The sequence below is a fragment of the Micromonospora sp. NPDC048040 genome, from assembly GCF_055587185.1.
On the sequence record NZ_JBVJGT010000001.1, the window covers coordinates 306,561 to 333,174 of the forward strand.

A 26,614-nucleotide genomic window follows, 5' to 3' on the forward strand; every position below is an offset into this window, starting at 1 on the left:
CGCCGTCCGCACCGCCGGGTCCGCGGGCGTCCCAATTCGGGGAATGCGGCGATTCTGAGTCTTGCGTCTTGCCGGGGGACCGGTCCCGCTGCACGCTTCGCAGTGATGGCTATCGATCAATGGCCGTCCCCGGTGACCGCCCACCCGGCGGGAGCCGGACCCCGCCCCCCTCCGGAGGACCCATGAGACCTCGTACCTCCCGCTCCGCCTGGCTGGCCGCGGTGGCCGTGGCGGCGGCGGTCGTGACCGCCTCCTCGGCGACCGCCGCGCCCACCGGTGCCGCCGCCCCCGCCGCTCCGGCCGCCCCCGCCGCTCCGGCCGCACTGGCCGCCCCCGCCGGCGGGCCGGCGGCGCTGGCCGCGCCCGACGTCCCGTTGGCCAACGTGAAGGCACACCTGTCCCAGTTCCAGTCCATCGCCACCGCCAACGGCGGCAACCGGGCGCACGGCCGCCCCGGCTACCTCGCCTCCGTCAACTACGTCAAGGGCCAGCTCGACGCGGCCGGGTTCAGCACCGTGGTGCAGTCGTTCACCTACAACGGCGCCACCGGCTACAACCTGATCGCCGACTGGCCCGGCGGCGACCCGAACCAGGTGGTGATGACCGGGGCGCACCTGGACGGCGTCACCGCGGGCCCGGGCATCAACGACAACGGCTCCGGCTCGGCGGCGATCCTGGAGACCGCCCTCGCGGTGGCCCGCAGCGGCTTCACCCCCACGAAGCACCTGCGCTTCGGTTGGTGGGGCGCCGAGGAACTGGGGCTGCGCGGCTCGCAGTACTACGTGAACAACCTGCCGTCGACCGAGCGCACCAGGATCAAGCAGTACCTCAACTTCGACATGGTCGGCTCGCCCAACGCCGGCTACTTCGTCTACGACGGCGACAACTCCGACGGGGTGGGCTCCGGGCCGGGCCCGGCCGGCTCGGCGCAGATCGAGCAGACCATCCAGGCGTACTTCACCTCGATCGGTGTGCCCACCCGGGGCACCGACTTCGACGGCCGCAGCGACTACGGGCCGTTCATCAGCGTCGGCATCCCGGCCGGCGGCACCTTCACCGGGGCGGAAGGGATCAAGTCCAGCACCCACGCCTCGCTCTGGGGCGGCACGGCCGGCCAGGCGTTCGACCCGTGCTACCACCGCTCCTGCGACACCACCGCCAACATCAACGACACCGCGCTGGACCGCAACGCCGACGCGATCGCGTACACGGTGTGGGCGCTGGCCGGGGCCGGGGCTCCGCCGGGCAGCACGGTCTGGAGCGACACCTTCGAGACCGCGACCGGATGGACCGCGAACCCGGCCGGCACCGACACCGCCACCCTCGGCCGGTGGGAGCGCGGCGACCCCGCGGCCACCAGCTCCGGCGTGGCCACTCAGCTCGGCACGACCGTCAGCGGCAGCTACGACCTGGTCACCGGGCCGCTCGCCGGCAGCAGCGCCGGGGCGTACGACCTCGACGGCGGGGTGAGCACCATCCAGTCGCCGGCGATCACGCTGCCGTCGACCGGCACGCTGAACCTCTCGTTCTCCTGGTACCTGGCCCACCTGAACAACGCCAGCAGCGCCGACTACCTGCGCGTACGGGTGGTGGGCAGCGGCACCGTCACGGCGCTGAACGCGACCGGGGCCGCGACCGACCGGGCGGCGGCCTGGCAGAGCGCCGGCGTCGACATCTCGGCCCTGCGGGGACAGACCGTACGGATCGTCGTAGACGCGGCCGACGCGAGCGGCGCCAGCCTCGTCGAGGCGGCCGTGGACGACGTGCGGATCACCCAGAGCTGAGCCGCCACGGCCCCCTGACCACGCCAGGTGGCGGCCCCTGCCCACGCCGGGTGACGGCCCCCTGTCCACGCCGGTAACCGGACGACAGGGGGCCTTCGACGCACCTTCAGCGGGCGTACAGCCGGCGCGGATAAAATGGCCGCATGATCGACTCCTCTGCCCAGGAGGGCAGCAGTAGCCAGCCGGGTCCTGCCCGGCGTATCCCGACCCCGACGTCCCCGGGAGCCCTGAGCGACCCGTGTTGATCGTCGTTGGTCTCCTCTTCATCATCGTGCTCACCGCCGCCACCGGTTACTTCGTGGCCCAGGAGTTCGGTTACGTCGCCGTCGACCGGGGCAGGCTCAAGCAGCTCGCCGACGACGGCGACAAGGCCGCTGCCCGGGCCCTGGAGGTGACCGGACGGCTGTCGTTCATGCTCTCCGGCGCGCAGCTCGGCATCACCGTCACCGCCCTGCTGGTCGGTTACGTCGCCGAGCCGTTCCTCGGCGCCGGGCTGGCCGAACTCCTCGGCGTGGCCGGCGTCTCCACGGCGGTCAGCCTGCCGCTCTCGGTCGCCCTGGCCCTGGTCATCGCGACCGTGGTGCAGATGGTCCTGGGCGAGCTGGCCCCGAAGAACCTCGCCATCGCCCGGGCCGAACCCCTGGCCAAGGCCCTGAGCCGCTCCACCCTGGTGTACCTCAAGGTGGCCGGTCCGCTGATCAAGCTCTTCGACCGCGCCGCGGTGCGGCTGCTCCGCCGCGTCGGCATCGAGCCGATCGAGGAGCTGCCCAGCGGCGCCACCCCGGAGGACCTGGAGCAGATCATCGCCGAGTCCCGCCAGGAGGGGCACCTGACCGCCGAGATGTCCACGCTGCTCGACCGGGGGCTCGACTTCCGCGAGCTGACCGCGGGCGAGGCCATGGTGCCCCGCGTCGACGTGCACACCGTACGCGCGCACGAGCCGGTCAGCCGGGTGGTGGAGCTGCTGGACACCGGCAAGTCCCGCTTCCCCGTGCGCGGCGCGGAGGGCGTCGACGACCTGATCGGCGTCATCGGCATCGCCGACGTGCTCGGGGTGCCCCCCGAGCGGCGCGCGACCACCCCGGTCAGCGCGGTCGCCGGCCCGCCGCTGCTGGTGCCGGAGACGCTGCCGCTGCCGACCGTGCTGGACCGGCTCCGCTCCGGCCACCGGCAGCTCGCCTGCGTGGTCGACGAGTACGGCGGCTTCGCCGGCGTGATCACGCTGGAGGACATCGCCGAGGAACTGGTCGGCCCGATCCGGGACGAGGACGACCCGCCCGAGCGGGCCCCGGCCCGGCAGGAGGACGGCTCCTGGGTGGTGCCCGCGCGCTGGCGCATCGACGAGGTCGCCGACAGCACCGGCATCGAGCTGCCCGAGGCCCCGGAGTACGACACCCTCTCCGGCCTGGTCATGCGGGAGCTGGGCCGGGTGCCCGAGGTCGGTGACCGGCTGGAGATCAGCCTGCCCGCCGACGGCGAGGACGGCGCGGTCGAGCCGCGCGCCCTGGTCGAGGTGCTGGCCGTCGACCGGCACGTGGCCGACTCGGTCCGGCTGCGGCTCGCCGAGTCCGGGGAGGTGTCCGAGTGAGTCCGGGCATCGCGCTGTTCACGTCGGTGATCCTGCTGGCGCTGAACGGCTTCTTCGTGGCCGCCGAGTTCGCCCTGGTGGCCAGCAAGCGCTACCGCCTGGAGCAGGCGGCGGCCGGTGGCGGCCGGGCCGCCCGGGCCGCCCTGGACGGCGTACGCGAGCTGTCGCTGATGCTCGCCGGCGCGCAGCTCGGCATCACGCTGTGCACCCTGGGGCTCGGTGCGCTCGCCGAGCCGGCGATCGAGCACCTGCTCAGCCCGCTGCTGCACGCGGTCGGGCTGCCGGACGCCGCGAGCCACGCGGTCGCGCTGGTCTTCGCCCTCAGCCTGGTCACCTTCCTGCATCTGGTGGTCGGCGAGATGGCGCCGAAATCCTGGGCCATCACCGACGCCGAGCGCTCGGCGATGCTGCTGGCGTTGCCGTTCCGCGCCTTCGCGCGGGTCGCCCGGCCGGTGCTGTCGGTGATGAACGCCCTGGCCAACGCGATGCTGCGGCTCGCCAAGGTCAACCCGCAGGACCAGCTCGCCCAGGTGCACGGCCCCGACGAGCTGCGCATCCTGCTGGAGCAGTCCCGCGAGCACGGGCTGCTCGGCGTCGAGCAGCACCAGTTGCTGACCAGCATGCTGGAATTGCAGGGCACCACGGTGGCCCAGGTGATGGAGCCGTTCCACCAGATGGTGACGGTCCGCCGGGACGAGGACGCCGCCCGGATCGAGCAGGTCAGCCGCGACAGCGGCCGGTCGCGGCTGGCCGTGCTGGACGCGAACGGCGACGTCTGCGGCCTCGTCCACGTCCGGGAGGCGGTGCGGGCCACCACCACGGGCCGCAGGGCCACCGCCGGCGACCTGATGACCAGCGCGTTCACCCTGCCCGCCGCGGCTACGGTGACCGACGCGGTGGCGGCGATGCGGGCCCGGCAGTCCCAGCTCGCGCTCGTGCGCAACGGCGGCGGCCCGACCCGGCCGATCGGGTTCGTCGCGCTGGAGGACCTTCTGGAGGAGGTCATCGGCGAGTTCGACGACGAGACCGACCCGGTGCCGCGCGGCCGACGGATGAGGTGAGACCCGCGGGCCGCCCCCGGGTGAGGCGCGGGGGCGGCCCGGCGTGGTCCGGCCGTCGGGATCGTGCGGTCTTCGGCGAAGACCGCACGGACGCCCGCCAGGTCCGCGAGGCTGGAGGAACCGGGCCGGGTTGGCGCGGGGCCGGCGCCGGGTGGCACACCGACCGATACCGGCTGGCGCACCGGCCGGCAATTGGGTGGTGCACGGGCCGGTGCCGGGTGGCAACCGACCGATACCGGGTGGCGCACGGGATGCGTGGGGCGACCGCGCGCCCGATCGCGGCGAGGCCGGTCCCGGCGGGTCCGCCGGGCGCGGGATGCGGACGGGGGAGTGCGGGTGCGGTTGACCGGGGTGTCGCCGGAGTCCGGGTGGACCGGGCTCTCCGTCCGCACCGCCCTGGCCAATCCGAGCACCCGCCCCGGGCTGCGGCTGCCCGGGCGGGTCACGGTCATCGCCGGCTCGACCGACGTGCCGGTGCTGCACGTCCGGCTCGGCCTGGTCACCACGGCGGAGCCGGACGACCCGGAGGCGCCCCGCCGCCTGGTGCAGTTCCACCAGGCGACCGCCGCCGACGGCTTCGTGCTGCGGGCCGGGCGGGGCCGCACGATCCCGTTCGAGTTCCCGCTGCCCTGGGAGACCCCGGTGACCATCTTCGGCGGGGTGCCCCTGCTCAGCCTGCGGATGGGGCTGCGCACCGAGGTGGCGGTCGAGCCGCAGCTCGACCAGGGCGCGATGGTGCCGGTTTTCGTGCACCCGCTGCCCACCCAGGCGCACATCCTGGCCGCCCTCGACACGCTGGGCTTCAGCATGCGCCAGGCCGGCCTGGTCGACGCCCGGCTGCCGGGGGTGGAACAGACCCTGCCGCTGCACCAGCGGCTGGGATTCTGGGTGGCGCCGCTCTACGCCGGGCCGATCACCGAGCTGGAGCTGATCTTCATCGCCAACCCGGCCGGCCTGGAGGTCATCTTCTGGCTGGACCGGCGGCTGGCCCTGGCCGGGATCACCCACCAGAGCATCAGTCGCTTCCGGATCTGGCACGTCGGCGCCGACCGGCGGGACTGGGTGGCGACGGTGGACGGCTGGCTGCGCGCGGCGATCAACCGGCACGCCGCGGCCGCCGCGCACGCCGACTGGTCCGCGACCATCGCGGAGTCGGCGCACGTCAGCCGCCCGCCGGACGAGCCCACCCGCCCCGGCTTCGGCCTGGGCGGCACGGCCGGCGGAGCCGGCGTCGGCGGCGACGGCACCTGACCACCCGCCCCCACCCCGCCCTCGTTCCCGCCGATCTTGCGCTATGTGCCCCGGCACGTCGGACCTACCGCCCATGGCGGGGGCCGAACGTGCAAGATCGCGGGGAGGGCCGGGAGGGGTAGGGGGAAGGTCAGACGGTGGCGGTGGCGAGTTTCAGGCTGAAGCCGAGGAAGAGGGCGGCGACGCCGGTGGTGGCGCCGGCGGCGAGGCGGCGGCGCTGGCGGAACTGGGCCGCCAGGAACGTCCCGGCGAAGATCAGCGCGGTCAGGTAGAGCGCGCTGGTGACCTGGGCGATCAGCCCGAGCAGGAGGAACGACAGCGCCGGCCACGCGTAGCCCGGGTCGACGAACTGGATGAAGAACGAGACGAAGAACAGGATCGCCTTCGGGTTGAGCAGGCTGACCACGAGCGCCTTGCGGAACGGGCTGCGCATCGCCACCGGCTCCGCGGCGTCGATCAGCCGCGGCGTGGCCGGGTCGTTGCGGTCGCGCCAGCGCCGCCACGCGCCGCGCAGCATCGTCAACCCCACGTAGCCGAGGTACGCGGCGCCGGCGTACTTGATCACCAGGAAGAGCGGCGGGTACGCCTTGAGCAGCGAGGCCACCCCGGCGGCGGAGAGGAACATCAGCACCCCGTCGCCGACGAAGACCCCGCCGGCGGCCCGGTAGCCGGCGGCCACACCGCGCTGCGCGGCGGTGGAGAGCACGAAGAGGGAGTTGGGCCCGGGCAGCAGAACGATCGCCACGGTGCCCAGCACGTACGTCCAGATGTCGGTGATGCCCAGCACGCCCGACATCATCAGGCCACGGGTGCCGTCCGGCGAAGCCTTTCCCGCAGCGCGACCTGTGCGTTTGGCCACTCGTCGACGGTCATCGAATACTGCACGGTGTCCCGCCACGAGCCGTCCGGGCGGAGCTTGTGCATCCGCAGCACCCCCTCGCGGGACGCGCCGAGGCGCTCGATCGCCCGCTGGGAGCGCTCGTTGCGGATGTCGGTGTGCCAGATCACCCGCACCGCGCCCAGCTCCTCGAAGGCACGGGTGAGCAGCAGCAGCTTCGCCTCGGTGTTGATCCCCGTACGCCACCACGGCCGGCCCAGGAAGGTGTAGCCGATCGCCACCGACCGGCGTTCCGGGTCCACCTCGTAGTAGGAGGTGGTGCCGACCACCGCGCCGGTGACGGCGCAGCGCTGCACCCACGGCACCCGCTCGCCCCGGCGGTGGGCGGCCAGCGCGGCGGCGACCACCTCGGCGGTGCCGGCGGGGTCGGCCGGCAGCGGGCTGCCCAGGTGCTGCCAGACCTCCGGATCGGCGGTCGCCGCGTGCAGCTCGTCGGCGTGCGCGAGGTCGAGGGGCTCCAGCACCACGTGTTCCCCGCGCAGCACTGCCGGTTCCCGCCACGGCGTGGAGGCCGGCCGCAGGTACGCCGGCACCGGCGCGGTCACCCCGGCGTCCGGCTCGGGCAGCCCGGCGGTGAGCCGCAGCGGCACCACCCCGGCCCAGTGCGGCAGGGCGAGGTCGGCCTCGTCGTCGCGTACCCCGCCGGTGCGGGCGCGGACGGAGACCTCCCGCAGCGGCAGGGCCAGCACGGCCGTCTCGGCCAGCTCCCGGCGCGACGGCGGTCGGCTGTCGGCGCTGCGCCCGGTGCCGACCTTCTCCACCAGCGCGGTGAGCACCCGCGCCTTCTCCCGCTCGTCGGTGACCAGGTGGGCGGTGCCGTGCGCGACGACCGACCGGTAGTTGGCGCTGTGGTGGAACTGGGAGCGCCCGTAGACCAGGCCGTCGAGCAGGGTCACCGTGACGCAGACCGGCAGCCCGTCGGCCCGGGCGGCGAGCAGCGGCCGGCTGCCGGTGGAGCCGTGCAGGTAGAGGGTGTCGTCGATGCGGACGTGCAGGGTGGGCAGCACCCGGGGCTCACCGTCGACGGTGAACCCGAGCGCGCAGTGGTACGCCTCGTCGAGGACGGCGTGCGCGGCGGCGGCGTCGTAGCTCATCCGGTCCCGGGAGCGGCTGGCGGTGGTCCGGTCGGTGCGTGCGTACATGCTCCCGCCTTTGTTCTAGTACAATCTCTGATTTGTGTCAGAACGCTATCAGGTCATCGGCGCGACGGCCGTCGAGATTTCGGCCAGCATCGAGTCGGGCATCCGTTCCGCCGCCCTCGCCCCCGGCGCCGCCCTGCCGGCGGTGCGCGCGCTTGCCGCCCAGCTCACGGTCAGCCCGGCCACTGTGGCCCGGGCCTATCAGGAGCTGCGCCAGCGGGGCCTGGTGGTCACCGCCGGCCGGCACGGCACCCGGGTCCGGCCCCGCCCTCCGGTGGCGGCCCGCCGCTCCGCGCTGCGCCCGCCACCCGCCCCCGGCCTGCGCGACCTCTCCCTGGGCGAGCCCGACCCGCGGCTGCTGCCGCCGCTGGGGGCGCACCTGGCCGGGCTCGCGGCCGACGCCGGGCCGCCCGTCGGTTACTCGGCCGCCGGGGTGCTGCCCGAACTGGCCGAGGCGGCCCGGGAGCGGCTGGCCGCCGACGGCGTGCCGGCGGCGGAGCTGACCCTCACCGGCGGCGCGCTGGACGGCATCGAGCGGCTGCTCGGCGCGCACCTGCGCCCCGGCGACGCGGTCGCCGTCGAGGACCCGGGCTGGGCCAACCTGCTCGACCTGGTCGCCGCGCTCGGGCTGCGGCCGATCGGGGTGCCGGTCGACGACGACGGTCCGCTCGTCGAGGGCGTCCGGGCCGCGCTCGCCGCCGGGGCCCGGGCGCTGATCGTGACCAGCCGGGCGCAGAACCCCACCGGCGCGGCGGTCTCCGCCGGGCGGGCCGAGGAGCTGCGTACGCTGCTCGCCGGCCGGTCCGACCTGCTGCTGATCGAGGACGACCACGCCGCCGAGCTGGCCCGCGTACCGCTGCACCCGCTCGCCGGGGCGACCCCGACGTGGGCCTTCGTCCGCTCGGTGAGCAAGCCGTTCGGTCCCGACCTGCGGCTGGCCGTGCTGGTGGGGGACGAGACCACGGTGGCCCGGGTGGCCGGCCGGGCCCGGGTCGGCGCCGGCTGGGTCTCCACCGTGCTGCAACGGCTGGTCCTGTCGCTGTGGCGCGACCCGGCGGTGGCCGGGCTGGTGGACCGGGCCGCCGCCAGCTACGAGCGGCGGCGCGGGGCGCTGGTCGACGCGCTCACCGGCCACGGCCTCGCCGCCCACGGGCGCAGCGGCATCAACGTGTGGCTGCCGGTGGCGGACGAGACCAGCGCGCTGACCGCACTGCGCGACGCCGGTTGGGCGGTCGCGCCCGGCGCGCTCTACCGGATCGCCGGCCCGCCGGGGCTGCGGATCACGGTCAGCTCGCTGGACGACGGCGAGGTGGCACCGCTCGCCGACGCCGCCGCCCGCGCCGTCCGGCCTGCCGCGTCACCCGGTTTCACCGCATGACCCCGCGCACCCGGGCCGGCGACGTGCCAATGTGCCGGGCGCGGGCGTGACCGGACGCCGGGTGGGTAAGCGCGGTGCCGGAGGTGGACGACCATGGCTTCGTCGGGATCGAGGAGGGGCGTCTGGATCGCCGTCGTGGTGGCGGTGATCGTGCTCGTGATCGTGGTGATCGCGCTGGCGTCCGGCGGCGACGGCGGCGGCGGATACTGACGGCCCGGCCGCCGGTGGGACGTCGTGCGGAGGCAGGGCGGACCGGCATCGCGGCCCGAACGGGTATATAACAGTCGACATGGCCGAGCAGACCGAGACCGCACCGGGCGCGCAGAAGTTCATCCCGCCGCAGGCCGACACCCTCGACGACCTGCGCGCCGCCGCCGCCGGCTGTCGGGGCTGCGAGCTGTACCGGGACGCGTCGCAGACCGTGTTCGGTCGCGGCGACGCCGGCGCGCGGGTGGTCTTCGTCGGCGAGCAGCCCGGTGACATGGAGGACCAGAAGGGGCTGCCGTTCGTCGGCCCCGCCGGTCGGCTGCTCCGCAAGGCGGTCGACGACGCCGGGCTCGACCCCGGGCACATCTACCTCACGAACGCCGTGAAGCACTTCAGGTTCGAGCTGCGCGGCAAACGGCGCATCCACCAGACCCCGGACCGGGTGCACGTCACCGCCTGCCGGCCCTGGCTGGTGGCCGAGTTCGCCCAGTTGCGCCCGGAGATCGTGGTGGTGCTCGGCGCGACCGCGGCCAAGGCGCTGCTCGGCCCCACGTTCCGGGTCACCCGACAGCGCGGCGAGCTGATGCCCTGGCCGGCGTCGGCCCAGCACCCGGAGGACTTCCAGCGGGTGCCGGTGGACGCGAAGGGCACCGTCGCCGACGCCCCGCCGGCCCGGCTGCTGGCCACCATCCACCCGTCCGCCGTGCTCCGCGCCGACGACCAGGACGTGGCGTACGAGGGGCTGGTCGCCGACCTCGCCGTGGCCGCCCGCGCCCTCGCCGGCTGAGCCGGCACCGAGCCACCCGTCGGCCCCTGGGCAGGGCGGGTGCGCGGTGCCACACTGGCGGCCATGGAGCAGCATCTCTACGAGCGCGACCACGAGGACTTCCGCGAGCTGTGCCGCGAGTTCCTGGACCGGGAGGCCGTGCCCCACCACGAGCGTTGGGAGGCCGCCGGGATCGTCGACCGCGAGGTGTGGCGCCGGGCCGGGGCGGCCGGCCTGCTGGGCACGGACGTCGACCCGGAGTACGGCGGGGGCGGGCAGCGGGACTTCCGGTTCAACGCGGTGCTGGCCGAGGAGATCGTCGCCGCCGGCTGCACCGGCCTCGGCTTCGGGCTGCACAACGACGTGGTGGCGCCGTACCTGACCGAGCTGACCACGGAGGACCAGCGCAAGCGCTGGCTGCCCGGGTTCTGCTCCGGCGACCTCGTCACGGCGATCGCGATGAGCGAGCCCGGCACCGGCTCCGACCTCGCCGGAATCCGCACGAGCGCCGTCCGCGACGGCGACAGCTGGGTGCTCAACGGTCAGAAGACCTTCATCACCAACGGCGAGATGGCCGACCTGGTGGTCGTGGTCGTCCGCACCGCGCCGGACCAGGGCGCGCACGGGGTGAGCCTGGTCGCCGTGGAGGACGGCACCCCCGGCTTCTCCCGGGGCCGACGGCTGGCCAAGGTCGGGCTGAAGGCCAACGACACCGCCGAGCTGTTCTTCGAGGACTGCCGGGTGCCGGCGGAGAACCTGATCGGCACCGAGAACCACGGCTTCTACCACCTGATGGCCAACCTGCCCCGGGAGCGGCTCAGCATCGCGGTCGCCGCGGTGGCCGCCGCCGAGCGGCTGCTCGCCGTCACCCTCGACTACGCCCGCTCCCGGCAGGCGTTCGGCCGGCCGATCGGCGCGTTCCAGCACAACCGCTTCCTCCTGGCCGAGCTGGACACCGAGGTCACCATCGCGCGCACCTTCGTCAACCACTGCGTCGCGGAGTACAACGCCGGCCGGCTCTCGGTCACCGACGCGGCCAAGGCGAAGTGGTGGACCACCGAGTTGCAGAACAGGGTCGCCGACCGCTGCGTGCAACTGCACGGCGGCTACGGCTACATGCTGGAGTACCCGGTGGCGAAGGCCTGGCTGGACGGGCGGGTGCAGACGATCTACGGCGGCACCACCGAGATCATGAAGGAGATCATCGGCCGCGGCCTGGGCCTGTAGCGCAACCGGGGGAGGGGCGCAGCCGGGACGGCGACCGGTTGCGGGGCGGCGCGCCGGCTGCGCAAGGATGAGACGGGCACCCCGCCCCTTACCGTCGAAGGAGCCGCCGATGGCCACCGACCTCGCCGCGCCACTCGCCGCGCCCGACGTCACGCCGATCCAGCGGCGTACCCTGCGGCTGCTCTTCGTCACCCAGATCGTCGGCGGGATCGGGGTGACGGTCGGCGTCGCCGTCGGGGCGCTGCTCGCCGCGGACATCGCCGGCACCGCCGTGGCCGGGCTGGTGAGCAGCGCCGCCGTGGTGGGCGGGGCCCTGCTCGCGGTGCCGGTCACCCGGATCATGAACGGCCACGGCCGGCGGCCCGGCCTGGTCGTGGCCTATCTCGCCGGCGCGGCCGGCGGCGCCCTGGTGGTGTTCGCCGCCGTCACCCGCTGGGTCCCGCTGCTCTTCCTCGGCATGCTCCTCTTCGGCGGCGGCAGCGCGGCCAACCTCCAGGCCCGCTACGCCGCGGTCGACCTGGCCGAGCCAGCGCGGCGGGGCCGCCAGCTCGCCCTGATCGTCTGGGCCACCACCATCGGCGCGGTCGCCGCGCCGAACTTCGCCGCGTTCGCGGACCGCACCACCAGCGGCTGGGGGCTGCCGAAGCTGGCCGGTCCGTTCGCGTTCAGCGCCGTCGCGCTGGCGCTGGCCGCCGGCGTGATCCTGGCGCTGCTGCGGCCCGACCCGCTGCTGACCGCGCGCCGGCTGGCGGCGGTCGCCGTCCCGCCGGTCACCCCGGGGTCGGACGCCGTCGTCCCGGCCGCCCCGTCGCCGGACGCCGTTCCCGCCGTCACCCCGTCGCCGGACGCCGTCGTCGCGCCGGCACCGACCGGCCGGCGCGGCGTGGGCATGCGGGCCGCCTGGTCGGTCGTACGCGCGCGCCCGGCCGCCCGGCTCGGCATCGCCGCGGTGGCGGTCGGGCACCTGGTCATGGTCGCGGTGATGGTGATGACCCCGGTGCGCCTGCACGAGTGGCACGCCGACGCCGACGTGCTGCGGGTGGTCGGTCTCGTGCTGAGTCTGCACATCGCCGGCATGTACGCCCTCGCCCCGGTGGCCGGCTGGCTCACGGACCGGCTCGGCCGCCGGGCGGTGATCCTCGGCGGCGTCGGGCTGCTGCTCGTGGCGTGCGCGGTCGCCGGCACCGCCGGGCACCACACGGCCCGGCTCTCGATCGGGCTGTTCCTGCTCGGCCTGGGCTGGTCGGGGACCATGGTGGCCGGTTCCACCCTGCTGTCGGAGTCGGTGCCGGTGGGGATCCGGCCGAGCGTCCAGGGGCTCTCCGACCTGACCATGGGACTGGCCGGCGCCGCCGCCGGGGCGGTCAGCGGGTTTGTCATGGAGGTGGCGGGTTATCCGGTGCTCGCCCTGCTCGCGGCGGTCGCGGCGGTGCCCCTGGTGGCGCTAGCGTTGCGTCCGGTGCCGGCGGGCGCACCGGACGAGGAGGATTGATCACGTGCGGCTGACCGACTTCTGGTCGCGGTTGGAGGAGGCGTTCGGCCCCGCCTACGCGGCCAGCATCGCCCGCGACCAGGTGCTCTCCCAGCTCGGTGGCCGGACCGTCGAGCAGGCGCTGGCATCGGGTGAGCAGGCGCACGTCGTGTGGCGGGCGGTCTGCGCCGCCTATCCCGACCGGGTGCCCGCGCGACTACGCTGAGCAGCCATTTCGTCGCCTCCGCGTGTCGCTTGCCGACTCGTACACCTGTTCGGCTATTGTCCACAGCGGGGTGCTCGTCCACAGCTCACGGCCCGTCGGCTGGTTTTCTGTCGGACCCAGCGCCTAGCGTGTCCGCGTGACGCGAAGCTCAGGAAAGACGCCGGCGAAGGCAGGGGTGGCAACGATGGCAGCAGGGCCTGACCGGGAGAAGGCACTCGACCTTGCTCTCGCTCAGATCGACAAGCAGTTCGGCAAGGGCTCGGTGATGCGGCTCGGGGAGCGGCCGGTCATCCAGACCGCGGTCATCCCCACCGGGTCGATCGCCCTCGACGTGGCGCTCGGCGTGGGCGGCCTGCCCCGCGGCCGGGTCGTCGAGATCTACGGTCCGGAGTCCAGCGGTAAGACCACCGTCGCGCTGCACGCCGTGGCCAACGCCCAGCGGGCCGGCGGCATCGCCGCCTTCGTCGACGCCGAGCACGCGCTCGACCCGGAATACGCGAAGGCCCTCGGCGTCGACACCGACGCCCTGCTGGTCTCCCAGCCCGACACCGGTGAGCAGGCGCTGGAGATCGCGGACATGCTGGTCCGCTCCGGCGCGCTCGACATCATCGTGATCGACTCGGTGGCCGCGCTGGTGCCGCGCGCCGAGATCGAGGGCGAGATGGGCGACAGCCACGTGGGTCTGCAGGCCCGGCTGATGAGCCAGGCGCTGCGGAAGATCACCGGTGTGCTCAACAACACCGGCACCACCGCGATCTTCATCAACCAGCTCCGCGAGAAGATCGGCGTGATGTTCGGCAGCCCCGAGACCACCACGGGCGGCCGGGCGCTGAAGTTCTACGCCTCGGTCCGGCTCGACGTGCGCCGCATCGAGAGCCTCAAGGACGGCACCGACGTGGTCGGTAACCGCACCCGGGTCAAGGTCGTGAAGAACAAGGTCGCCGCGCCGTTCAAGCAGGCCGAGTTCGACATCATGTACGGCAAGGGCATCTCCCGCGAGGGCTCGCTGATCGACGTCGGCGTCGAGCAGGCGATCATCCGCAAGTCCGGCGCCTGGTACACCTACGACGGCGACCAGCTGGGCCAGGGCAAGGAGAAGGCCCGCGAGTTCCTCCGGGAGAACCCGGACGTGGCCGCCGAGATCGAGAAGAAGATCCTGGAGAAGCTCGGCGTCGGGGTCGGCGCGGGCGACGCCGCCGGTGGCCCGGAGCTGCCGCCGGTCGACTTCTGACCGGTCGCTGACCCGTGGCAGGACGACGCGCCCGCACGGGGCGGGGCTGGGATGCCAGTCCGCCCCGCGCGGGCGACGGCACGACGACGCCCCGACCCCGGCGGGGTCGCCGTGGCCCCCGTGCCGAGGAGATCGACCCCGAGGTGCCCCCCGCCGCGCCGCGCGACGAGTCGGAGGTGGCGCGGGACATCTGCCTGCGCCAGCTCGCCGTCCGGCCGCGTACCCGGGCCGAGCTGGCCGGGGCACTGGCGAAGCGGGGGATCTCCGAGGAGGTCTCCGCGGCGGTGCTCGACCGCTACGACGAGGTCGGCATCATCGACGACGCCGCCTTCGCGCGGGCCTGGGTGTCCAGCCGGCACGCCGGCCGGGGTCTGGCCCGCCGGGCGCTCGCCAACGAGCTGCGTCAGCGCGGTGTCGACGGCGAGGTCGCCAGCGAGGCCCTCGGCGAGCTGGACGAGGAGACCGAGGCCGAGACCGCCCGCGCCCTGGTGGAGCGGAAGCTGCGGTCCGCCCGCGGCGAGCCGGATGCGGTCTTCCGGCGGCTGGTGGCGATGCTGGCCCGCAAGGGCTACCCGCCCGGCGTGGCGATCCGGGCGGTGAAGGACGCGCTCGCCGCGCAGAGCGCCGAGGCGGCCGAGTTCGCCGAGCAGATCGACGCCGACGCGCTCGCCGACGCCGAGGGCGAGCTCGACCGCGACAGCCGGTTAGTCGACTGAGCGCAGCCGACGGCGAGCCACATGCCGGGGCCAGACCGACGCGGCCGGAGGCCGGTCGCGGGGTGGCGCTACCGCTGCCTGGGCGACGGGACGCGCACGGCGGCCATGCCCGCAGCCGTGGCCGCCGCGACGCCTAGGTCGGTGTCCTCGAAGACCAGGCAGGACTCCGGTGGGACGCCGAGGAGCCGGGCGGCGAGCAGGAACCCCTCCGGGTCGGGCTTGGCCCTGGCGTAGTCGCCCGCGCAAACCAGCGCGTCGAACTTCCCGGTGAGGCCAAGGGCGTCCAGGGAGGCCGTGACCGACTCCCGGGTGCTGCCGGAGACCACGGCGAAGGGAACCCGCCCGTGGGCGTCCTCGATGTGCCGCAGGACGCCGGGCACGGCGGTGAGCCTCGGCAGGGATTCCTGATACAGCGTCTCCTGACGGGCGGCGACCGCCTCGACCGGCATGGCCAGGCCGTGGCGCTCGTTGAGTTCGACGATGATGTCGGCTACCGGGCGCCCGCCCCAGGCGTAGAAGAGGTCCTCCGAGAAGGTGCAGCCCCACTCCTTGAGCGCCTCGACCCAGGCGAGGTGGTGCAGCGGCATCGAGTCGGCGATGGTGCCGTCGCAGTCGAAGAGGTAGGCCCGGAACTCGCCGGGCGGCAGGGGGAGCAGCACCCGGATAGGTTAGGCGGCTGCGTGGCGGGCCGTACGGCTGGGCGGGCCGGCGGGCGCACCTCCCGCCAACTCGCCTCGTTTGTCCTCCGGTGTCCGGGCTGGCGTGGGCGTTGCGTAACGCGACAACTTCGCTCCGTTCGGGGGGTTTGATCATGAGTTCTTGACCAGACGGCCCCGGGAGACCTAGCCTCGCCATACAGGCTCACATTGCCCGACCAGCGCAGGCTAAGCGCACAACATAGATCGCGTAACGGAACAGCATCACTTTGGCCGACTCGTCGGCCACTGGCGGCAGCTTCGGACAGGCCGGTCCGGGGCTGGCGCGACAACTGCACCCGGCCGCCGGCGATGCCCCGCGTGGGCACCGCCGACGGAACCTACCCACGGCCAGTCGCTCCGGTCGGGCGTCCACAGCCGCAGGGTGCGTGCCCACCGGCACCGTCGCTGCGGTCCCGACGTTCAGGGGAGGCGGCCATGGCGAGGCGGCGCAGGTCCACCGGGGTGCCGACATGAGCGGGCCGAACGTCGGGCCGGGCCCGCACCGATCGCGGGCCGACCAGGGTGTGGCCGACCACGTGACGGCCATGCGGAGCGGGGCGCCGGCATGAGCGGCTTCGACGTCGTGATCCTCGCGGTGGTGCTGGTCCTGACCGTGGTCGTGCTCGGGGCGGTGCTGCTGGGCGTACGGACGCTGCGCCGGCTCGGCGCGGCGCCGGCGCCCGAGGATCCCGCCTTCATCGCCGAGAAGGACCGGCAGGAACAGTCCCTGGCCGCGCTGCGCAGCGCCGCCGACGAGGCCAACAGCACGATCGACGTGGCGAAGTCCGCCGCCGCGGCGGCCCGGGCAGAGGCGGCTGCCGCGAAGGCCGAGGCGAAGGCGGCCCGCGCCGAGGCGCGCCGGGTGCTCGACGACGCCCGGGCGGAGGCCGACACCATCCTGGAGCGGGCCCACAAGCAGGCCGAGGCGGACGCGGAGCAGCTACGGACCACAGCCCGGCGCAGCGGGGAACGCGAGGTCGCGGTGCTCGCCGCCACCACCCGGGAACAGGCCGCCGAGGTGGAGCGGCGGGCGGCCCGGATGGACGAGCGCGAGCGGCTGCACACCGAGGAGGTGGAGCGGCTCGCCGAGCGGGAGCGCCAGCTCACGGCCGCCAGCGCGGCCCTGGCCGCCCGCGGCGCCGCGCTCGACCAGCGGGAGGCGGAACTGGCCGAGGCGGAGGAGCAGCGGCGCCGGGAGCTGGAGCGGGTCGCCGGGCTCACCGCCGACACGGCCCGGGCGGAGCTGATCGAGGCGATCGAGGGCCAGGCCAAGCGGGAGGCCGCGCTGCTGGTCCGGGACATCGAATCCGACGCGCGCAACACCGCCGAGCAGCGTGCCCGGCACATCGTCGTCGACGCGATCCAGCGGGTCGCCAGTGAGCAGACCGCGGAGAGCGTGGTCAGCGTCCTGCACCTGCCCGGCGACGAGATGAAGGGACGGATCATCGGCCGGGAGGGCCGCAACATCCGCGCCTTCGAGTCGGTCACCGGCGTCAACCTGATCATCGACGACACCCCCGAGGCGGTGCTGCTCTCCTGCTTCGACCCGGTGCGCCGGGAGGTCGGCCGGCTCACCCTGGAGAAGCTGGTCCTGGACGGGCGGATCCATCCGCACCGGATCGAGGAGGTCTACGACCTGGCCCGGCACGAGGTGGAGGAGCTGTGTCAGCGGGCCGCCGAGGACGCCCTGGTCGAGGTCGGCATCACCGAGATCCACCCGGAGCTGGTCACCCTGCTCGGCCGGCTGCGCTACCGGACGTCGTACGGGCAGAACGTGCTCAAGCACCTGGTGGAGACCGCGCACATCGCCGGCATCATGGCGGCCGAGCTGCGGCTCGACGTGCCGACCATCAAGCGCTCGGCGTTCCTGCACGACATCGGCAAGGCGCTCACCCACGAGGTGGAGGGCAGTCACGCCATCATCGGCGCGGACCTCGCCCGCAAGTACGGCGAGAGCGAGGACGTCGTCCACGCCATCGAGGCGCACCACAACGAGGTGCCGCCGCAGACCATCGAGGCCGTCCTCACCCAGGCGTCCGACGCCTGCTCCGGCGGGCGGCCCGGGGCACGGCGGGAGAGCCTGGAGGCGTACGTCAAGCGGCTGGAGCGGATCGAGGAGATCGCGGCCGGCAAGCTCGGCGTGGAGAAGGTCTTCGCCATGCAGGCCGGCCGGGAGATCCGGGTGATGGTCAAGCCGGACGACGTGGACGACATCGGCGCCGCCGTGCTGGCCCGGGACGTGGCGAAGCAGATCGAGGAGGAGCTGACGTACCCGGGTCAGATCCGGGTGACCGTGGTCCGCGAGTCCCGGGTCACCGAGATCGCGCGCTGACGTCGCGGCGGGCGCCGTCACCGAGACCGCCCGCTGACGGCGCAACACGAAGGGCCGGCCCGATCATCGGGCCGGCCCTTCGTCGCGTCAGGGGTCAGACGCCCTGGCTCTCCGCCTGCGCGGTGAGCGCCGCCGGGGGCGGGTTCTGGGCCGGGGTGCCGGCGGTCTTGCGGCCCCGGGAGAGCCGGTGCTGGACGTACTGGGCCAGCTTCGACAGCGAGTAGTTCACCAGGATGAACATCACCGCGATCACGACGTAGACCTGGATCGGGTTGTCCAGCACGCCGATGAGCTGCTTGCCGATGTTCAGGGTCTCCTCGTAGCTGATGATGAAGCCCAGCGAGGTGTCCTTGAGCACCACGACGAGCTGGCTGATCAGCGCCGGCAGCATGATCCGGAAGGCCTGCGGCAGCAGGATCATCCGGGTGGTCTGCATCGGGGAGAGGCCGATCGCGGCCGCCGCCTCGGCCTGCCCGCCGGGCAGGCCCTCCATGCCGGAGCGGAGGATCTCGGCGATGACCACCGAGTTGTAGATGGTCAGGCCGATGACCAGGTACCACAGCGTCTCGAACGTGACGCCGAACTCGGGGAAGCCGCGAGCCACGAAGAAGATCGTGATGACCACGGGCATGCCCCGGAACACCTCGACGCAGACCCGGGTGACCGCCGACAGCAGCACGCTCAGCCCGCGCAGCAGGTAGGCCAGCGGCGCGGCGAAGCCGGTGAACCGGCGGCGGGTCAGGCTCTTGAGCTGGATCCGCAGCACCGCGAGCAGGGTGCCGACCACCAGCGAGGCGACGATCGCCAGGGCGGCGGCGGTCAGCGTGTTCTTGAGGCCGAGGCCGATCCGCTCCCACACCTGCGGGAAGTTCTCGTTGGAGGGGTCGAGCAGCGGCCCCCAGAGCTCCATCGAGAACTGGCCCTTGGCGTCCAGCGGCTTGTAGATCAGGAAGTACGCGCCCGCGAGCAGCAGCACCGTCGCCACCAGGCTGCTGACGAGGGTGATCCGGCGCTGCCGGGGGCCGGGGACGTCGTAGAGGACGGTCTGCTGGCTCATCGGGCCACCGCCTGCCGCTTCTCGATCCGGTCGAGGAGCGCGCCGAGGGGGACGGTCATGATCAGGTATCCGATCGAGATGCCGATGGCGACGGGGACGAAGGCGTAGCCCTCGGCCGAGGTGAGCTGGTCGGCGGTCTGCGAGAGGTCGCCGACCACGCCGAAGAAGCCGATCAGGGCCGAGTTCTTGATCATCGCGATGATCACCGAACCGAGGGGCACCACCGAGGCCTTCCAGGACTGCGGCAGGACCACGTACCGCAGGTTCTGGCCGAAGGTGAGGCCGAGCGACCGGGCGGCCTCCGCCTGGCCGGCGGGGACGGCGTTCACGCCGGACCGCAGCGCCTCGCAGACGAACGCGGCGGTGTAGAGCACCAGCGCGATCAGCGCGAAGCGGAAGTACGGCAGATCCGTGTCGAGCCGGCTGAACACCGCGTCCAGGCCGGGGATGCGCAGGAAGTCCGCGTTGGAGCCGAGCGCCGGCAGGCCGAACGCGGCGAAGAACATCACCACGGTCAGCGGCATGTTCCGGAAGATGTTGACGTACGCGGTGCCGACCGCCCGCAGCGGCGGCACCGGGGAGATCCGCAGTACCGCCACGATGGCGCCCAGGATCAGGGCACCGATCGCGGCGAGTACGCAGATCTGGAGGGTGAGCCAGAAACCACCCGCGAAGACGTCGAACTTGTCGATGAGCACACTCACGGGTCGGTCTTCCTCCCCACCCTCCAGATCGAAGGAATTAGATCAGTAGCGGTTGACGGTCGGGGCGGAGCCCAGCTGGGCGCCGAACTTGCCGGCGGTGCCGTCCCAGGCCTTCTGCCAGCTGCCGTCGGCGAACGCCTTCTCCAGCGTGTCGTTGATGAAGTTGCGGAAGTCGGTGTCCTCCTTCTTCACCCCGATGCCGTACGGCTCCTTGGTGAAGTTGTCGCCGGCCAGCTTGAAGGACGCCTCGTCCTTGGCGATGTAGCCGAGCAGGATCACGTTGTCCGTGGTGACGGCGTCGACCTGGCCGCCCTTGAGGGCGTCGCGGCACTTGTCGTAGGTGTCGAAGAGCACCAGCTGGGTGGCGACGTCCTTGACGTGCTTCTTGATCTCCTCGGCCGGGGTGGAGCCGGTGACCGAGCAGACCTTCTTGGCGCCGTCCTTGAAGGAGTCCGGCCCGGTGATCGTGGCGTCGTCCTTCTTCACCATGATGTTCTGGCCGGCCTCGTAGTACGGCCCGGCGAACGCGATGCGCTCCTTGCGCTTGTCGTTGATCGTGTAGGTCGCGGCGACCAGGTCGACCGTGCCGTTCACGATGACGTCCTCGCGGACCTTCGAGGGGGCCTCGACCCACTCGATCTTGTCCTCGGGGATGCCGAGCTCCTTGACGATGATCTTCGCGACCTCGACGTCGAAGCCCTCCGGCTTGCCCGACAGGCCCTTCTGGCCGAAGCCGGGCTGGTCGAACTTCGTGCCGATCTTGATGGACTGGGCCTTGTTCAGGCGCTCCATCGTGCTGCCGGCGGCGAAGGACTTGCTGCCGGCGCCGGTGCCCTCCTCGGCGTCGTCGCCACCGCAGGCGGTCATGCCGAGCGCCAGGGTGGCGGCCGCGGCGAGCGCCGCTACGCGCGTGATACGCATACTCATCTCCTTCTTCGACGGAACCGCCGGGGGACGGCGCGCTCCAGGTACGGACGCCTAGTGCGTGAGGATCTTGGAGAGGAAGTCCTTGGCCCGCTCGCTGCGCGGGTTGGCGAAGAACTCGGCGGGCGGGGCGTCCTCGACCAACTGCCCGTCGGCCATGAAGATGACGCGGTTCGCCGCGTGCCGGGCGAAGCCCATCTCGTGGGTGACCACGACCATCGTCATGCCCTCGCGGGCCAGCGACGTCATCACGTCCAGCACCTCGCCGACCATCTCCGGGTCGAGCGCGCTGGTCGGCTCGTCGAAGAGCATCGCCTTGGGCTGCATGGCCAGCGCCCGCGCGATCGCGGCGCGCTGCTGCTGGCCGCCGGAGAGTTGGGCGGGGAACTTGTCGGCCTGGTTGGCGATGCCGACCCGGTCCAGCAGGGCCAGGCCGCGCTCGCGCGCCGCCGCCGGCTTCTCCTTGCGGACCTTGACCGGCCCGAGGGTGACGTTCTCGAGGATCGTCTTGTGCGCGAAGAGGTTGAACGACTGGAACACCATGCCGACCTCGCTGCGCAGCTTCGCCAGCGCCTTGCCCTCGGCCGGCAGGGGCTGCCCGTCGAAGGTGATCGTGCCGGAGGTGATCGGCTCGAGTCGGTTGATGGTGCGGCAGAGCGTCGACTTGCCGGAGCCGGACGGCCCGATGACCACGACCACCTCGCCGCGCCCGACCGACAGCGAGACGTCGTCCAGCACGTGCAGCGGCCCGAACCACTTGTTGACCGATTCCAGCACGATGAGCGGTTCGCCCGTCGCCACGTCGTCCACCGTCCCTGTCGTCGCGCACGCGGGGTCCGTTGACCCCCGGTTGGGCAACTGTAGGCGGGGGGATGTGGCGGAACGCAAGTCAGTTGGTCACGGAGCGGTAACACCATTTCCGCTCGGGCCCGGGAGTCGGATTTTGACTCCGAAACCGGTCCTCCCGGTGGTGGCGTCGGGACGTGTGGAAGATCATGTGGGGATGACGGAACGGGTGCGGCTGACCGAGTACGCCCGCGGCGGCGGTTGCGCCTGCAAGATCCCGCCGGGCGAGCTGGAGGCGATGGTCGCCGGCCTCGGCCCGGCCACCGGCGCCGCGGACCTGCTCGTCGGCCTCGACCACGGCGACGACGCCGCGGTGGTCCGGCTCGACGAACGGACCGGCCTGGTCACCACCGCCGACTTCTTCACCCCCGTCGTCGACGACGCGTACGACTGGGGGCGGATCGCCGCGACCAACGCGCTCTCCGACGTGTACGCGATGGGTGGCACCCCGCTCGTCGCGCTCAACCTGCTCTGCTGGCCGCGCGACGTGCTGCCGCTGGAGCTGGCCCGGGAGGTGCTGCGCGGCGGGCAGGACGTGGCCCGGGACGCGGGATGCCACCTCGCCGGCGGGCACAGCGTCGACGACGAGGGCCCCAAGTACGGGCTGGCCGTCACCGGGGTGGTCCGGCCCGAGGAGCTGATCACCCTGGACGCGGGCCGGGCGGGGCTGCCGCTGTCGCTGACCAAGCCGCTGGGCGTCGGGGTGCTCAACACCAGGCACAAGGCCACCGGCGAGAGCTTCCCCGAGGCGGTCGCCGCCATGACCACCCTCAACCGGGACGCCGCGCGGGCCGCGGTGGCGGCCGGTGTGCGCTGCGGCACCGACGTGACCGGCTTCGGTCTGCTCGGGCACGCGTCCAAGCTGGCCCGGGCGAGCCGGCTGACGGTGGCGATCGACGCGGCCCGGGTGCCCTACCTGGCCGGCGCCCGGGAGGCGGTGCGCGACGGGTACGTCAGCGGCGGCAGCCGCCGCAACCTGGAGTGGGTCGCCGGGTGGACGGACTTCGGCGGGATCGGCGAGGACGAACGGCTGCTGCTGGCCGACGCGCAGACGTCGGGCGGCCTGCTGGTCGCCGGCGAACTGCCGGGTGCCACCGTGGTCGGCGAGCTGCTGCCCCCCGGCGAGCACCGGGTCGTCGTGCGCTGACCGACCCGGTCGAAACGGGCGCGCTACGGAGCGGGGAAGTTCCGGGCGGGGCACCGTACCCGATAAACTGTCACCTTTCCGCCACTCGGAGCAACGGCGCCCAAGGAAATTTTGCCCGGAATGGTCACAGACCGGTAACTTGCCCCCGGCTGAGGTCATATGCCCCCCACCATCGTCAGTAAGGCCCGATCCGGAGGCCGGTGGGACGAGCACAGCGAGGAGGCGGCATGACCGAGCTGTGGAACTGGAGAATCGACCAGGTGCGGCCGGTGGAGGTCTACCCGGCACTGGCCGAGGCACTCGGCCGGGTGGTGATGCCCCTGGCGGCGGCCGACCCGGCCCGGCTGCCGGCGCACGCGGTGATCTGCGACGTCTGGCAGGCGCCGGGGGAGTTCGCCACCATCGTTGACTGCTACGGCGTGCCCGACGGGCTCCCCGAGCACGCCAGCATCGCCGCGCTGGCGCGGCTGCTGGACCGCAACTGCCTGCTGCGCGACGACACCCTCGACGCCGGCCGGCACCTGCTCGTGGCCCCCGACGGCACGATCCGGCCGGTGCACTTCGACGTCCGCGAGACCGACGACGGCGAGGTGCTCGGCAACCAGCGGCTCTGCACCGAGGCCGATCCCCGCTGCCGCGGCTGGTCGCAGTGCCACCGCTCACGCTGGGCCCCCGACTCGGTGCTGCCCGCGCTCGCCGCCGCCTGAGGCCCGCCGTGCCAGCACGCGGGGCCTCCCCGCGTCGGCCCGGCGGGCGGCGAGGTCAGCTCGCCGGGCGGGCGGAGCGGCCGCCGCGTACCTCCAACTCGCCCAGCAGGGTCGCGGTGGCCGCGGCGACCGCGGCGACCGCCGCGTCGAAGGCCGCGGCGTTGTGCGCGGCGGGCCTGCGGAAGCCCGAGATCTTCCGGACGTACTGCAGGGCGGCGGCCTCGACGTCGGCCGGGCTCACCTCGGCGACGTACGGCTCACGAAGGGTCTTGATGCTCCGGCACACGGCTCCTCCTCGTTCGGTTCGGGATTCTCGCCCGGATACGCTGTCCGGGTCATGACTACCGCAGCGGCGAGCAGCCCGCGCACCTACCAGGTGCGCACGTACGGCTGCCAGATGAACGTGCACGACTCCGAGCGCATCTCCGGGCTGCTGGAGCAGGCGGGCTACGTGCGCGCCGCCGAGGCCGACGACAACCCGGACGTGGTGGTGTTCAACACCTGCGCGGTCCGGGAGAACGCCGACAACCGGCTCTACGGCAACCTCGGTCACCTGCGCCCCGTCAAGGACAGGCACCCGGGGATGCAGATCGCCGTCGGCGGCTGCCTCGCCCAGAAGGACCGCGGCGAGATCGTCCGCAAGGCGCCCTGGGTGGACGTGGTCTTCGGCACGCACAACATCGGGTCGCTGCCGGTGCTGCTGGAGCGGGCCCGGCACAACGCCGCCGCCGAGGTGGAGATCCTCGAGTCCCTCGACGTCTTCCCCTCGACGCTGCCCACCCGGCGCGAGTCCACGTACGCCGGCTGGGTGTCGATCTCCGTCGGCTGCAACAACACCTGCACGTTCTGCATCGTGCCCTCCCTGCGCGGCAAGGAGAAGGACCGCCGCCCCGGCGACATCCTCTCCGAGGTGCGCGCCCTGGTCGACGAGGGCGTGCTGGAGGTGACCCTGCTCGGGCAGAACGTCAACTCCTACGGCGTGGAGTTCGGCGACCGGCTCGCCTTCGGCAAGCTGTTGCGCGCCTGCGGCGACGTCGACGGCCTGGAGCGGGTCCGGTTCACCAGCCCGCACCCGAAGGACTTCACCGACGACGTGATCGCCGCGATGGCCGAGACGCCGAACGTCTGCCACTCGCTGCACATGCCGCTGCAGTCCGGCTCGGACGACGTGCTGCGCGCCATGCGCCGCTCGTACCGGGCCGACCGCTACCTCGGCATCATCGAGAAGGTCCGGGCGGCGATGCCGGACGCGGCGATCACCACGGACATCATCGTCGGATTCCCCGGCGAGACCGACGCCGACTTCGAGCGCACCCTCGACGTGGTCCGCGAGGCCCGGTTCTCCTCCGCCTTCACCTTCCAGTACTCGAAGCGCCCCGGCACCCCCGCCGCCACCATGGAGGGTCAGCTCCCCAAGCAGGTCGTCCAGGAGCGCTACGAGCGGCTGATCGCCTGCGTGGAGGAGATCACGTGGGCGGAGAACAAGCGGCTCGTGGGGGAGACCGTCGAGGTGCTGGTCGCCGTCGGCGAGGGGCGCAAGGACGAGCGCACCGGCCGGATGTCCGGCCGCGCCCGTGACGGCCGCCTCGTCCACTTCGACGCGGGTTCCCTCGCCGGGCAGATCCGCCCCGGCGACATCGTGCACACCACCGTCACGTACGCGGCCCCGCACCACCTCAACGCCGACGGTGAGCCCCTGTCGCACCGGCGCACCCGGGCCGGCGACGCGGCCGAGGCGGGGCGCTCCCCGCGTACGCCCGGGGTGCTGCTCGGGCTGCCCACGATCGGCGCGCCGGCCGCGGCGCCCGCGCCGACGACGGGCTGCGCCGCCCACTGACCCCCACGACGGGCCGGCCGATCCCACCGTCGCCGGCGGCGGCCCGGACACGCGAAAGCCCCCGGTCCGCGCGGACCGGGGGCTTTCGCGTGGCTCAGCTCAGCCGGCCTGCTCGGCGAGCTGGAGGAACTGCCGCTTCGAGGCGAGCGCCTGCTCGGCCTCCTTGATCCGCCGGGCGTCGCCGGCCGCCTGGGCCCGGGCCAGCCGCTCCTCGGCCTCGGCGACCTGCGTCCGCATCTGGGCCAGCAGCGGGTTGTCCTCCTTGGTGGTGCGTCGCCACGCGGAGTCCATCACCTCGCGGACCTTGTCGTCGACCGTCCGCAGCCGGCGCTCCAGCCCGGCCGCCGCCTCGCGGGGCACCCGGCCGGCCTCGTGCCACTGCGCCTGGATCTCCCGCAGCTTGGCCTGCGCGCCCTTCGGGTCGCCGTCGACGTCCAGCGCCTCGGCCTCGGCGAGCAGCGCCTGCTTGCGCTCCAGGTTGGCCCGCTGCTCGTTGTCGCGGGCCGAGAAGACCTCGCTGCGCCGGGTGAAGAACTCGTCCTGCGCGGCCCGGAACCTCTCCCAGAGCTTCTGCTCCGCCTCCTTGGAGGCGCGCGGGGCGGCCTTCCACTGGTTCATCAGGTCCTTGAGCTGGTTGGCGGTCGCCGCCCAGTCCGTGGAGTCCTTCAGCTTCTCGGCCTCGGCGACCAGCTCCTCCTTGACCGACTGCGCCTGCTTGCGCTGCGAGTCCAGTGAGGCGAAGTGGGCGCCCCGGCGGCGGGTGAAGCCGTCCCGGGCCGCGGCGAACCGCTTCCACAGCTCACCGTCGGTCTTCTTGTCGACCCCGCGGATGGTCTTCCACTCCTCGAGGATCTCCTTGAGCCGGTCGCCGGCGGTCTTCCAGCCGGTCGACTCGGCGGCCAGCTTCTCCGCCTCCTCCACCAGCGCCTGCTTGCGGGCGAGTGCCTCGCCCCGGGCGGCGTCCCGGGCGGCCTTGGCCTCGCCGGCCTTCTCCTCGGCGACGGCGGCGAGTCGGTCCAGCCGTGCGGCCAACGCGTCGATGTCGCCGACGACGTGCGCCTCGGCGAGCGAGGCGCGGATCCGGCGGATCGTCGTCAGCGAGTGGCCGGCGTCCGCCGCACCCGAGTTGAGCCGCGCCTCCGTCAGGTTGACCTCGGTCACCAGGTCGTCGAAGCGGCGGGCGAAGTGGGCAAGCCCCTCCTCGGGCGCTCCCGCCTGCCAGGATCCGACCACCCGCTCGCCGTCGGCGGTCTTGACGTACACGGTGCCGTCCGCGTCCACCCGTCCGAAGGCCGTCCAGTCGCTCATGTGCCCATCCTCGTTCTCCCGGCGTCGGGGACCGGTCCCACGATCGCCGCCACGGCGCAGCAAAGTTACTCCCGGCATTGTCACAGGTCCGACCCCGTCCGCGTCGAGCGC

Annotated in this window: 24 protein-coding genes; 15 read left to right on the forward strand and 9 right to left on the reverse strand. The window is 73.3% G+C overall.

Features of this window, described 5'->3' with window-relative positions:
* Positions 1-182: 182 nt before the first annotated feature.
* The 4 genes from ACZ6O2_RS01375 to ACZ6O2_RS01390 all read left to right on the forward strand — a co-directional run bounded on the left by ACZ6O2_RS01375 (position 183) and on the right by ACZ6O2_RS01390 (position 5,684).
* Complete coding sequence (locus ACZ6O2_RS01375; RefSeq protein WP_466021614.1) at positions 183-1,784, forward strand: M28 family metallopeptidase; 1,602 nt, start codon at positions 183-185, stop codon at positions 1,782-1,784.
* Between the two features lie 238 nt (positions 1,785-2,022).
* A complete protein-coding gene (locus ACZ6O2_RS01380; protein WP_350705075.1) occupies positions 2,023-3,372 on the forward strand; it encodes a hemolysin family protein in 1,350 nt (449 codons plus the stop codon).
* Positions 3,369-4,433: a hemolysin family protein gene (locus tag ACZ6O2_RS01385; RefSeq protein WP_466021615.1), complete on the forward strand. Its 1,065-nt coding sequence runs from the start codon at positions 3,369-3,371 to the stop codon at positions 4,431-4,433. The genes ACZ6O2_RS01380 and ACZ6O2_RS01385 overlap by 4 nt, the downstream gene beginning before the upstream one ends.
* 336 nt (positions 4,434-4,769) lie before the next feature.
* A complete protein-coding gene (locus ACZ6O2_RS01390) occupies positions 4,770-5,684 on the forward strand; it encodes a sporulation protein (protein ID WP_350705079.1) in 915 nt (304 codons plus the stop codon).
* A 130-nt stretch (positions 5,685-5,814) separates the two neighbouring features.
* Here the strand turns inward: ACZ6O2_RS01390 and leuE are convergent, their stop codons facing one another.
* Both leuE and ACZ6O2_RS01400 read right to left on the reverse strand, forming a co-directional pair.
* Positions 5,815-6,483, reverse strand: coding sequence for a leucine efflux protein LeuE (gene leuE / locus ACZ6O2_RS01395; RefSeq protein ID WP_350705081.1), 669 nt, complete (start codon positions 6,481-6,483; stop codon positions 5,815-5,817).
* Complete coding sequence (locus ACZ6O2_RS01400; protein WP_466021616.1) at positions 6,483-7,724, reverse strand: bifunctional pyridoxamine 5'-phosphate oxidase family protein/GNAT family N-acetyltransferase; 1,242 nt, start codon at positions 7,722-7,724, stop codon at positions 6,483-6,485. The genes leuE and ACZ6O2_RS01400 overlap by 1 nt, the downstream gene beginning before the upstream one ends.
* A 34-nt stretch (positions 7,725-7,758) precedes the next feature.
* On the opposite strand from ACZ6O2_RS01400, the gene ACZ6O2_RS01405 reads away from it, so the two are divergent.
* The 7 genes from ACZ6O2_RS01405 to ACZ6O2_RS01435 all read left to right on the forward strand — a co-directional run bounded on the left by ACZ6O2_RS01405 (position 7,759) and on the right by ACZ6O2_RS01435 (position 14,943).
* A complete protein-coding gene (locus ACZ6O2_RS01405; protein WP_466021617.1) occupies positions 7,759-9,099 on the forward strand; it encodes an aminotransferase class I/II-fold pyridoxal phosphate-dependent enzyme in 1,341 nt (446 codons plus the stop codon).
* Positions 9,100-9,388: 289 nt separating this feature from the next.
* A complete protein-coding gene (locus ACZ6O2_RS01410; RefSeq protein ID WP_466021618.1) occupies positions 9,389-10,093 on the forward strand; it encodes a UdgX family uracil-DNA binding protein in 705 nt (234 codons plus the stop codon).
* Positions 10,094-10,156: 63 nt separating this feature from the next.
* On the forward strand, positions 10,157-11,299 hold the full coding sequence (locus ACZ6O2_RS01415) for an acyl-CoA dehydrogenase family protein (protein ID WP_466021619.1): 1,143 nt from the start codon (positions 10,157-10,159) through the stop codon (positions 11,297-11,299).
* Between the two features lie 109 nt (positions 11,300-11,408).
* The gene (locus tag ACZ6O2_RS01420) at positions 11,409-12,791 is read left to right on the forward strand and encodes an MFS transporter (RefSeq protein WP_466021620.1); all 1,383 of its coding nucleotides are present in this window, start codon (positions 11,409-11,411) and stop codon (positions 12,789-12,791) included.
* A gap of 4 nt (positions 12,792-12,795) precedes the next feature.
* Positions 12,796-12,996 (forward strand): DUF3046 domain-containing protein, encoded by a 201-nt coding sequence (locus ACZ6O2_RS01425; RefSeq protein WP_350705093.1) that lies wholly within the window; start codon positions 12,796-12,798, stop codon positions 12,994-12,996.
* 184 nt (positions 12,997-13,180) lie between these two features.
* The gene (gene recA, locus ACZ6O2_RS01430) at positions 13,181-14,227 is read left to right on the forward strand and encodes a recombinase RecA (protein ID WP_088995380.1); all 1,047 of its coding nucleotides are present in this window, start codon (positions 13,181-13,183) and stop codon (positions 14,225-14,227) included.
* Positions 14,228-14,241: 14 nt separating this feature from the next.
* Positions 14,242-14,943 (forward strand): regulatory protein RecX, encoded by a 702-nt coding sequence (locus tag ACZ6O2_RS01435; protein ID WP_466021621.1) that lies wholly within the window; start codon positions 14,242-14,244, stop codon positions 14,941-14,943.
* A 68-nt stretch (positions 14,944-15,011) separates the two neighbouring features.
* On the opposite strand, the gene ACZ6O2_RS01440 is transcribed toward ACZ6O2_RS01435, so the two are convergent.
* Complete coding sequence (locus ACZ6O2_RS01440; RefSeq protein ID WP_350705097.1) at positions 15,012-15,602, reverse strand: HAD family hydrolase; 591 nt, start codon at positions 15,600-15,602, stop codon at positions 15,012-15,014.
* Positions 15,603-16,206: 604 nt separating this feature from the next.
* Between ACZ6O2_RS01440 and rny the strand changes: the two genes are divergently transcribed.
* Positions 16,207-17,973, forward strand: coding sequence for a ribonuclease Y (rny, locus tag ACZ6O2_RS01445; RefSeq protein ID WP_350705098.1), 1,767 nt, complete (start codon positions 16,207-16,209; stop codon positions 17,971-17,973).
* A gap of 94 nt (positions 17,974-18,067) precedes the next feature.
* Here rny and ACZ6O2_RS01450 read toward each other — a convergent pair whose 3' ends face one another.
* The 4 genes from ACZ6O2_RS01450 to ACZ6O2_RS01465 are packed head-to-tail and all read right to left on the reverse strand — an operon-like array spanning position 18,068 to position 21,468.
* On the reverse strand, positions 18,068-19,030 hold the full coding sequence (locus ACZ6O2_RS01450; protein ID WP_466021622.1) for an amino acid ABC transporter permease: 963 nt from the start codon (positions 19,028-19,030) through the stop codon (positions 18,068-18,070).
* Positions 19,027-19,734: an amino acid ABC transporter permease gene (locus tag ACZ6O2_RS01455; RefSeq protein WP_350682830.1), complete on the reverse strand. Its 708-nt coding sequence runs from the start codon at positions 19,732-19,734 to the stop codon at positions 19,027-19,029. Before ACZ6O2_RS01455 ends, ACZ6O2_RS01450 begins: the two co-directional genes overlap by 4 nt.
* Before the next feature lie 42 nt (positions 19,735-19,776).
* Positions 19,777-20,655, reverse strand: coding sequence for a glutamate ABC transporter substrate-binding protein (locus ACZ6O2_RS01460; RefSeq protein ID WP_466021623.1), 879 nt, complete (start codon positions 20,653-20,655; stop codon positions 19,777-19,779).
* A 57-nt stretch (positions 20,656-20,712) separates the two neighbouring features.
* Positions 20,713-21,468: an amino acid ABC transporter ATP-binding protein gene (locus tag ACZ6O2_RS01465; RefSeq protein ID WP_350705104.1), complete on the reverse strand. Its 756-nt coding sequence runs from the start codon at positions 21,466-21,468 to the stop codon at positions 20,713-20,715.
* Positions 21,469-21,655: 187 nt separating this feature from the next.
* On the opposite strand from ACZ6O2_RS01465, the gene selD reads away from it, so the two are divergent.
* The gene (selD, locus tag ACZ6O2_RS01470) at positions 21,656-22,651 is read left to right on the forward strand and encodes a selenide, water dikinase SelD (protein WP_466021624.1); all 996 of its coding nucleotides are present in this window, start codon (positions 21,656-21,658) and stop codon (positions 22,649-22,651) included.
* A gap of 227 nt (positions 22,652-22,878) precedes the next feature.
* Positions 22,879-23,358 (forward strand): hypothetical protein, encoded by a 480-nt coding sequence (locus ACZ6O2_RS01475; protein WP_350705108.1) that lies wholly within the window; start codon positions 22,879-22,881, stop codon positions 23,356-23,358.
* Between the two features lie 55 nt (positions 23,359-23,413).
* On the opposite strand, the gene ACZ6O2_RS01480 is transcribed toward ACZ6O2_RS01475, so the two are convergent.
* Complete coding sequence (locus ACZ6O2_RS01480) at positions 23,414-23,644, reverse strand: DUF2277 family protein (protein WP_350705110.1); 231 nt, start codon at positions 23,642-23,644, stop codon at positions 23,414-23,416.
* Between the two features lie 51 nt (positions 23,645-23,695).
* On the opposite strand from ACZ6O2_RS01480, the gene miaB reads away from it, so the two are divergent.
* Entirely contained in the window at positions 23,696-25,195 is a 1,500-nt protein-coding gene (gene miaB, locus ACZ6O2_RS01485) for a tRNA (N6-isopentenyl adenosine(37)-C2)-methylthiotransferase MiaB (RefSeq protein ID WP_350705111.1), read from the forward strand.
* A 99-nt stretch (positions 25,196-25,294) separates the two neighbouring features.
* Here miaB and ACZ6O2_RS01490 read toward each other — a convergent pair whose 3' ends face one another.
* A complete protein-coding gene (locus tag ACZ6O2_RS01490) occupies positions 25,295-26,503 on the reverse strand; it encodes a DUF349 domain-containing protein (protein ID WP_350710914.1) in 1,209 nt (402 codons plus the stop codon).
* Between the last annotated feature and the right edge of the window lie 111 nt (positions 26,504-26,614).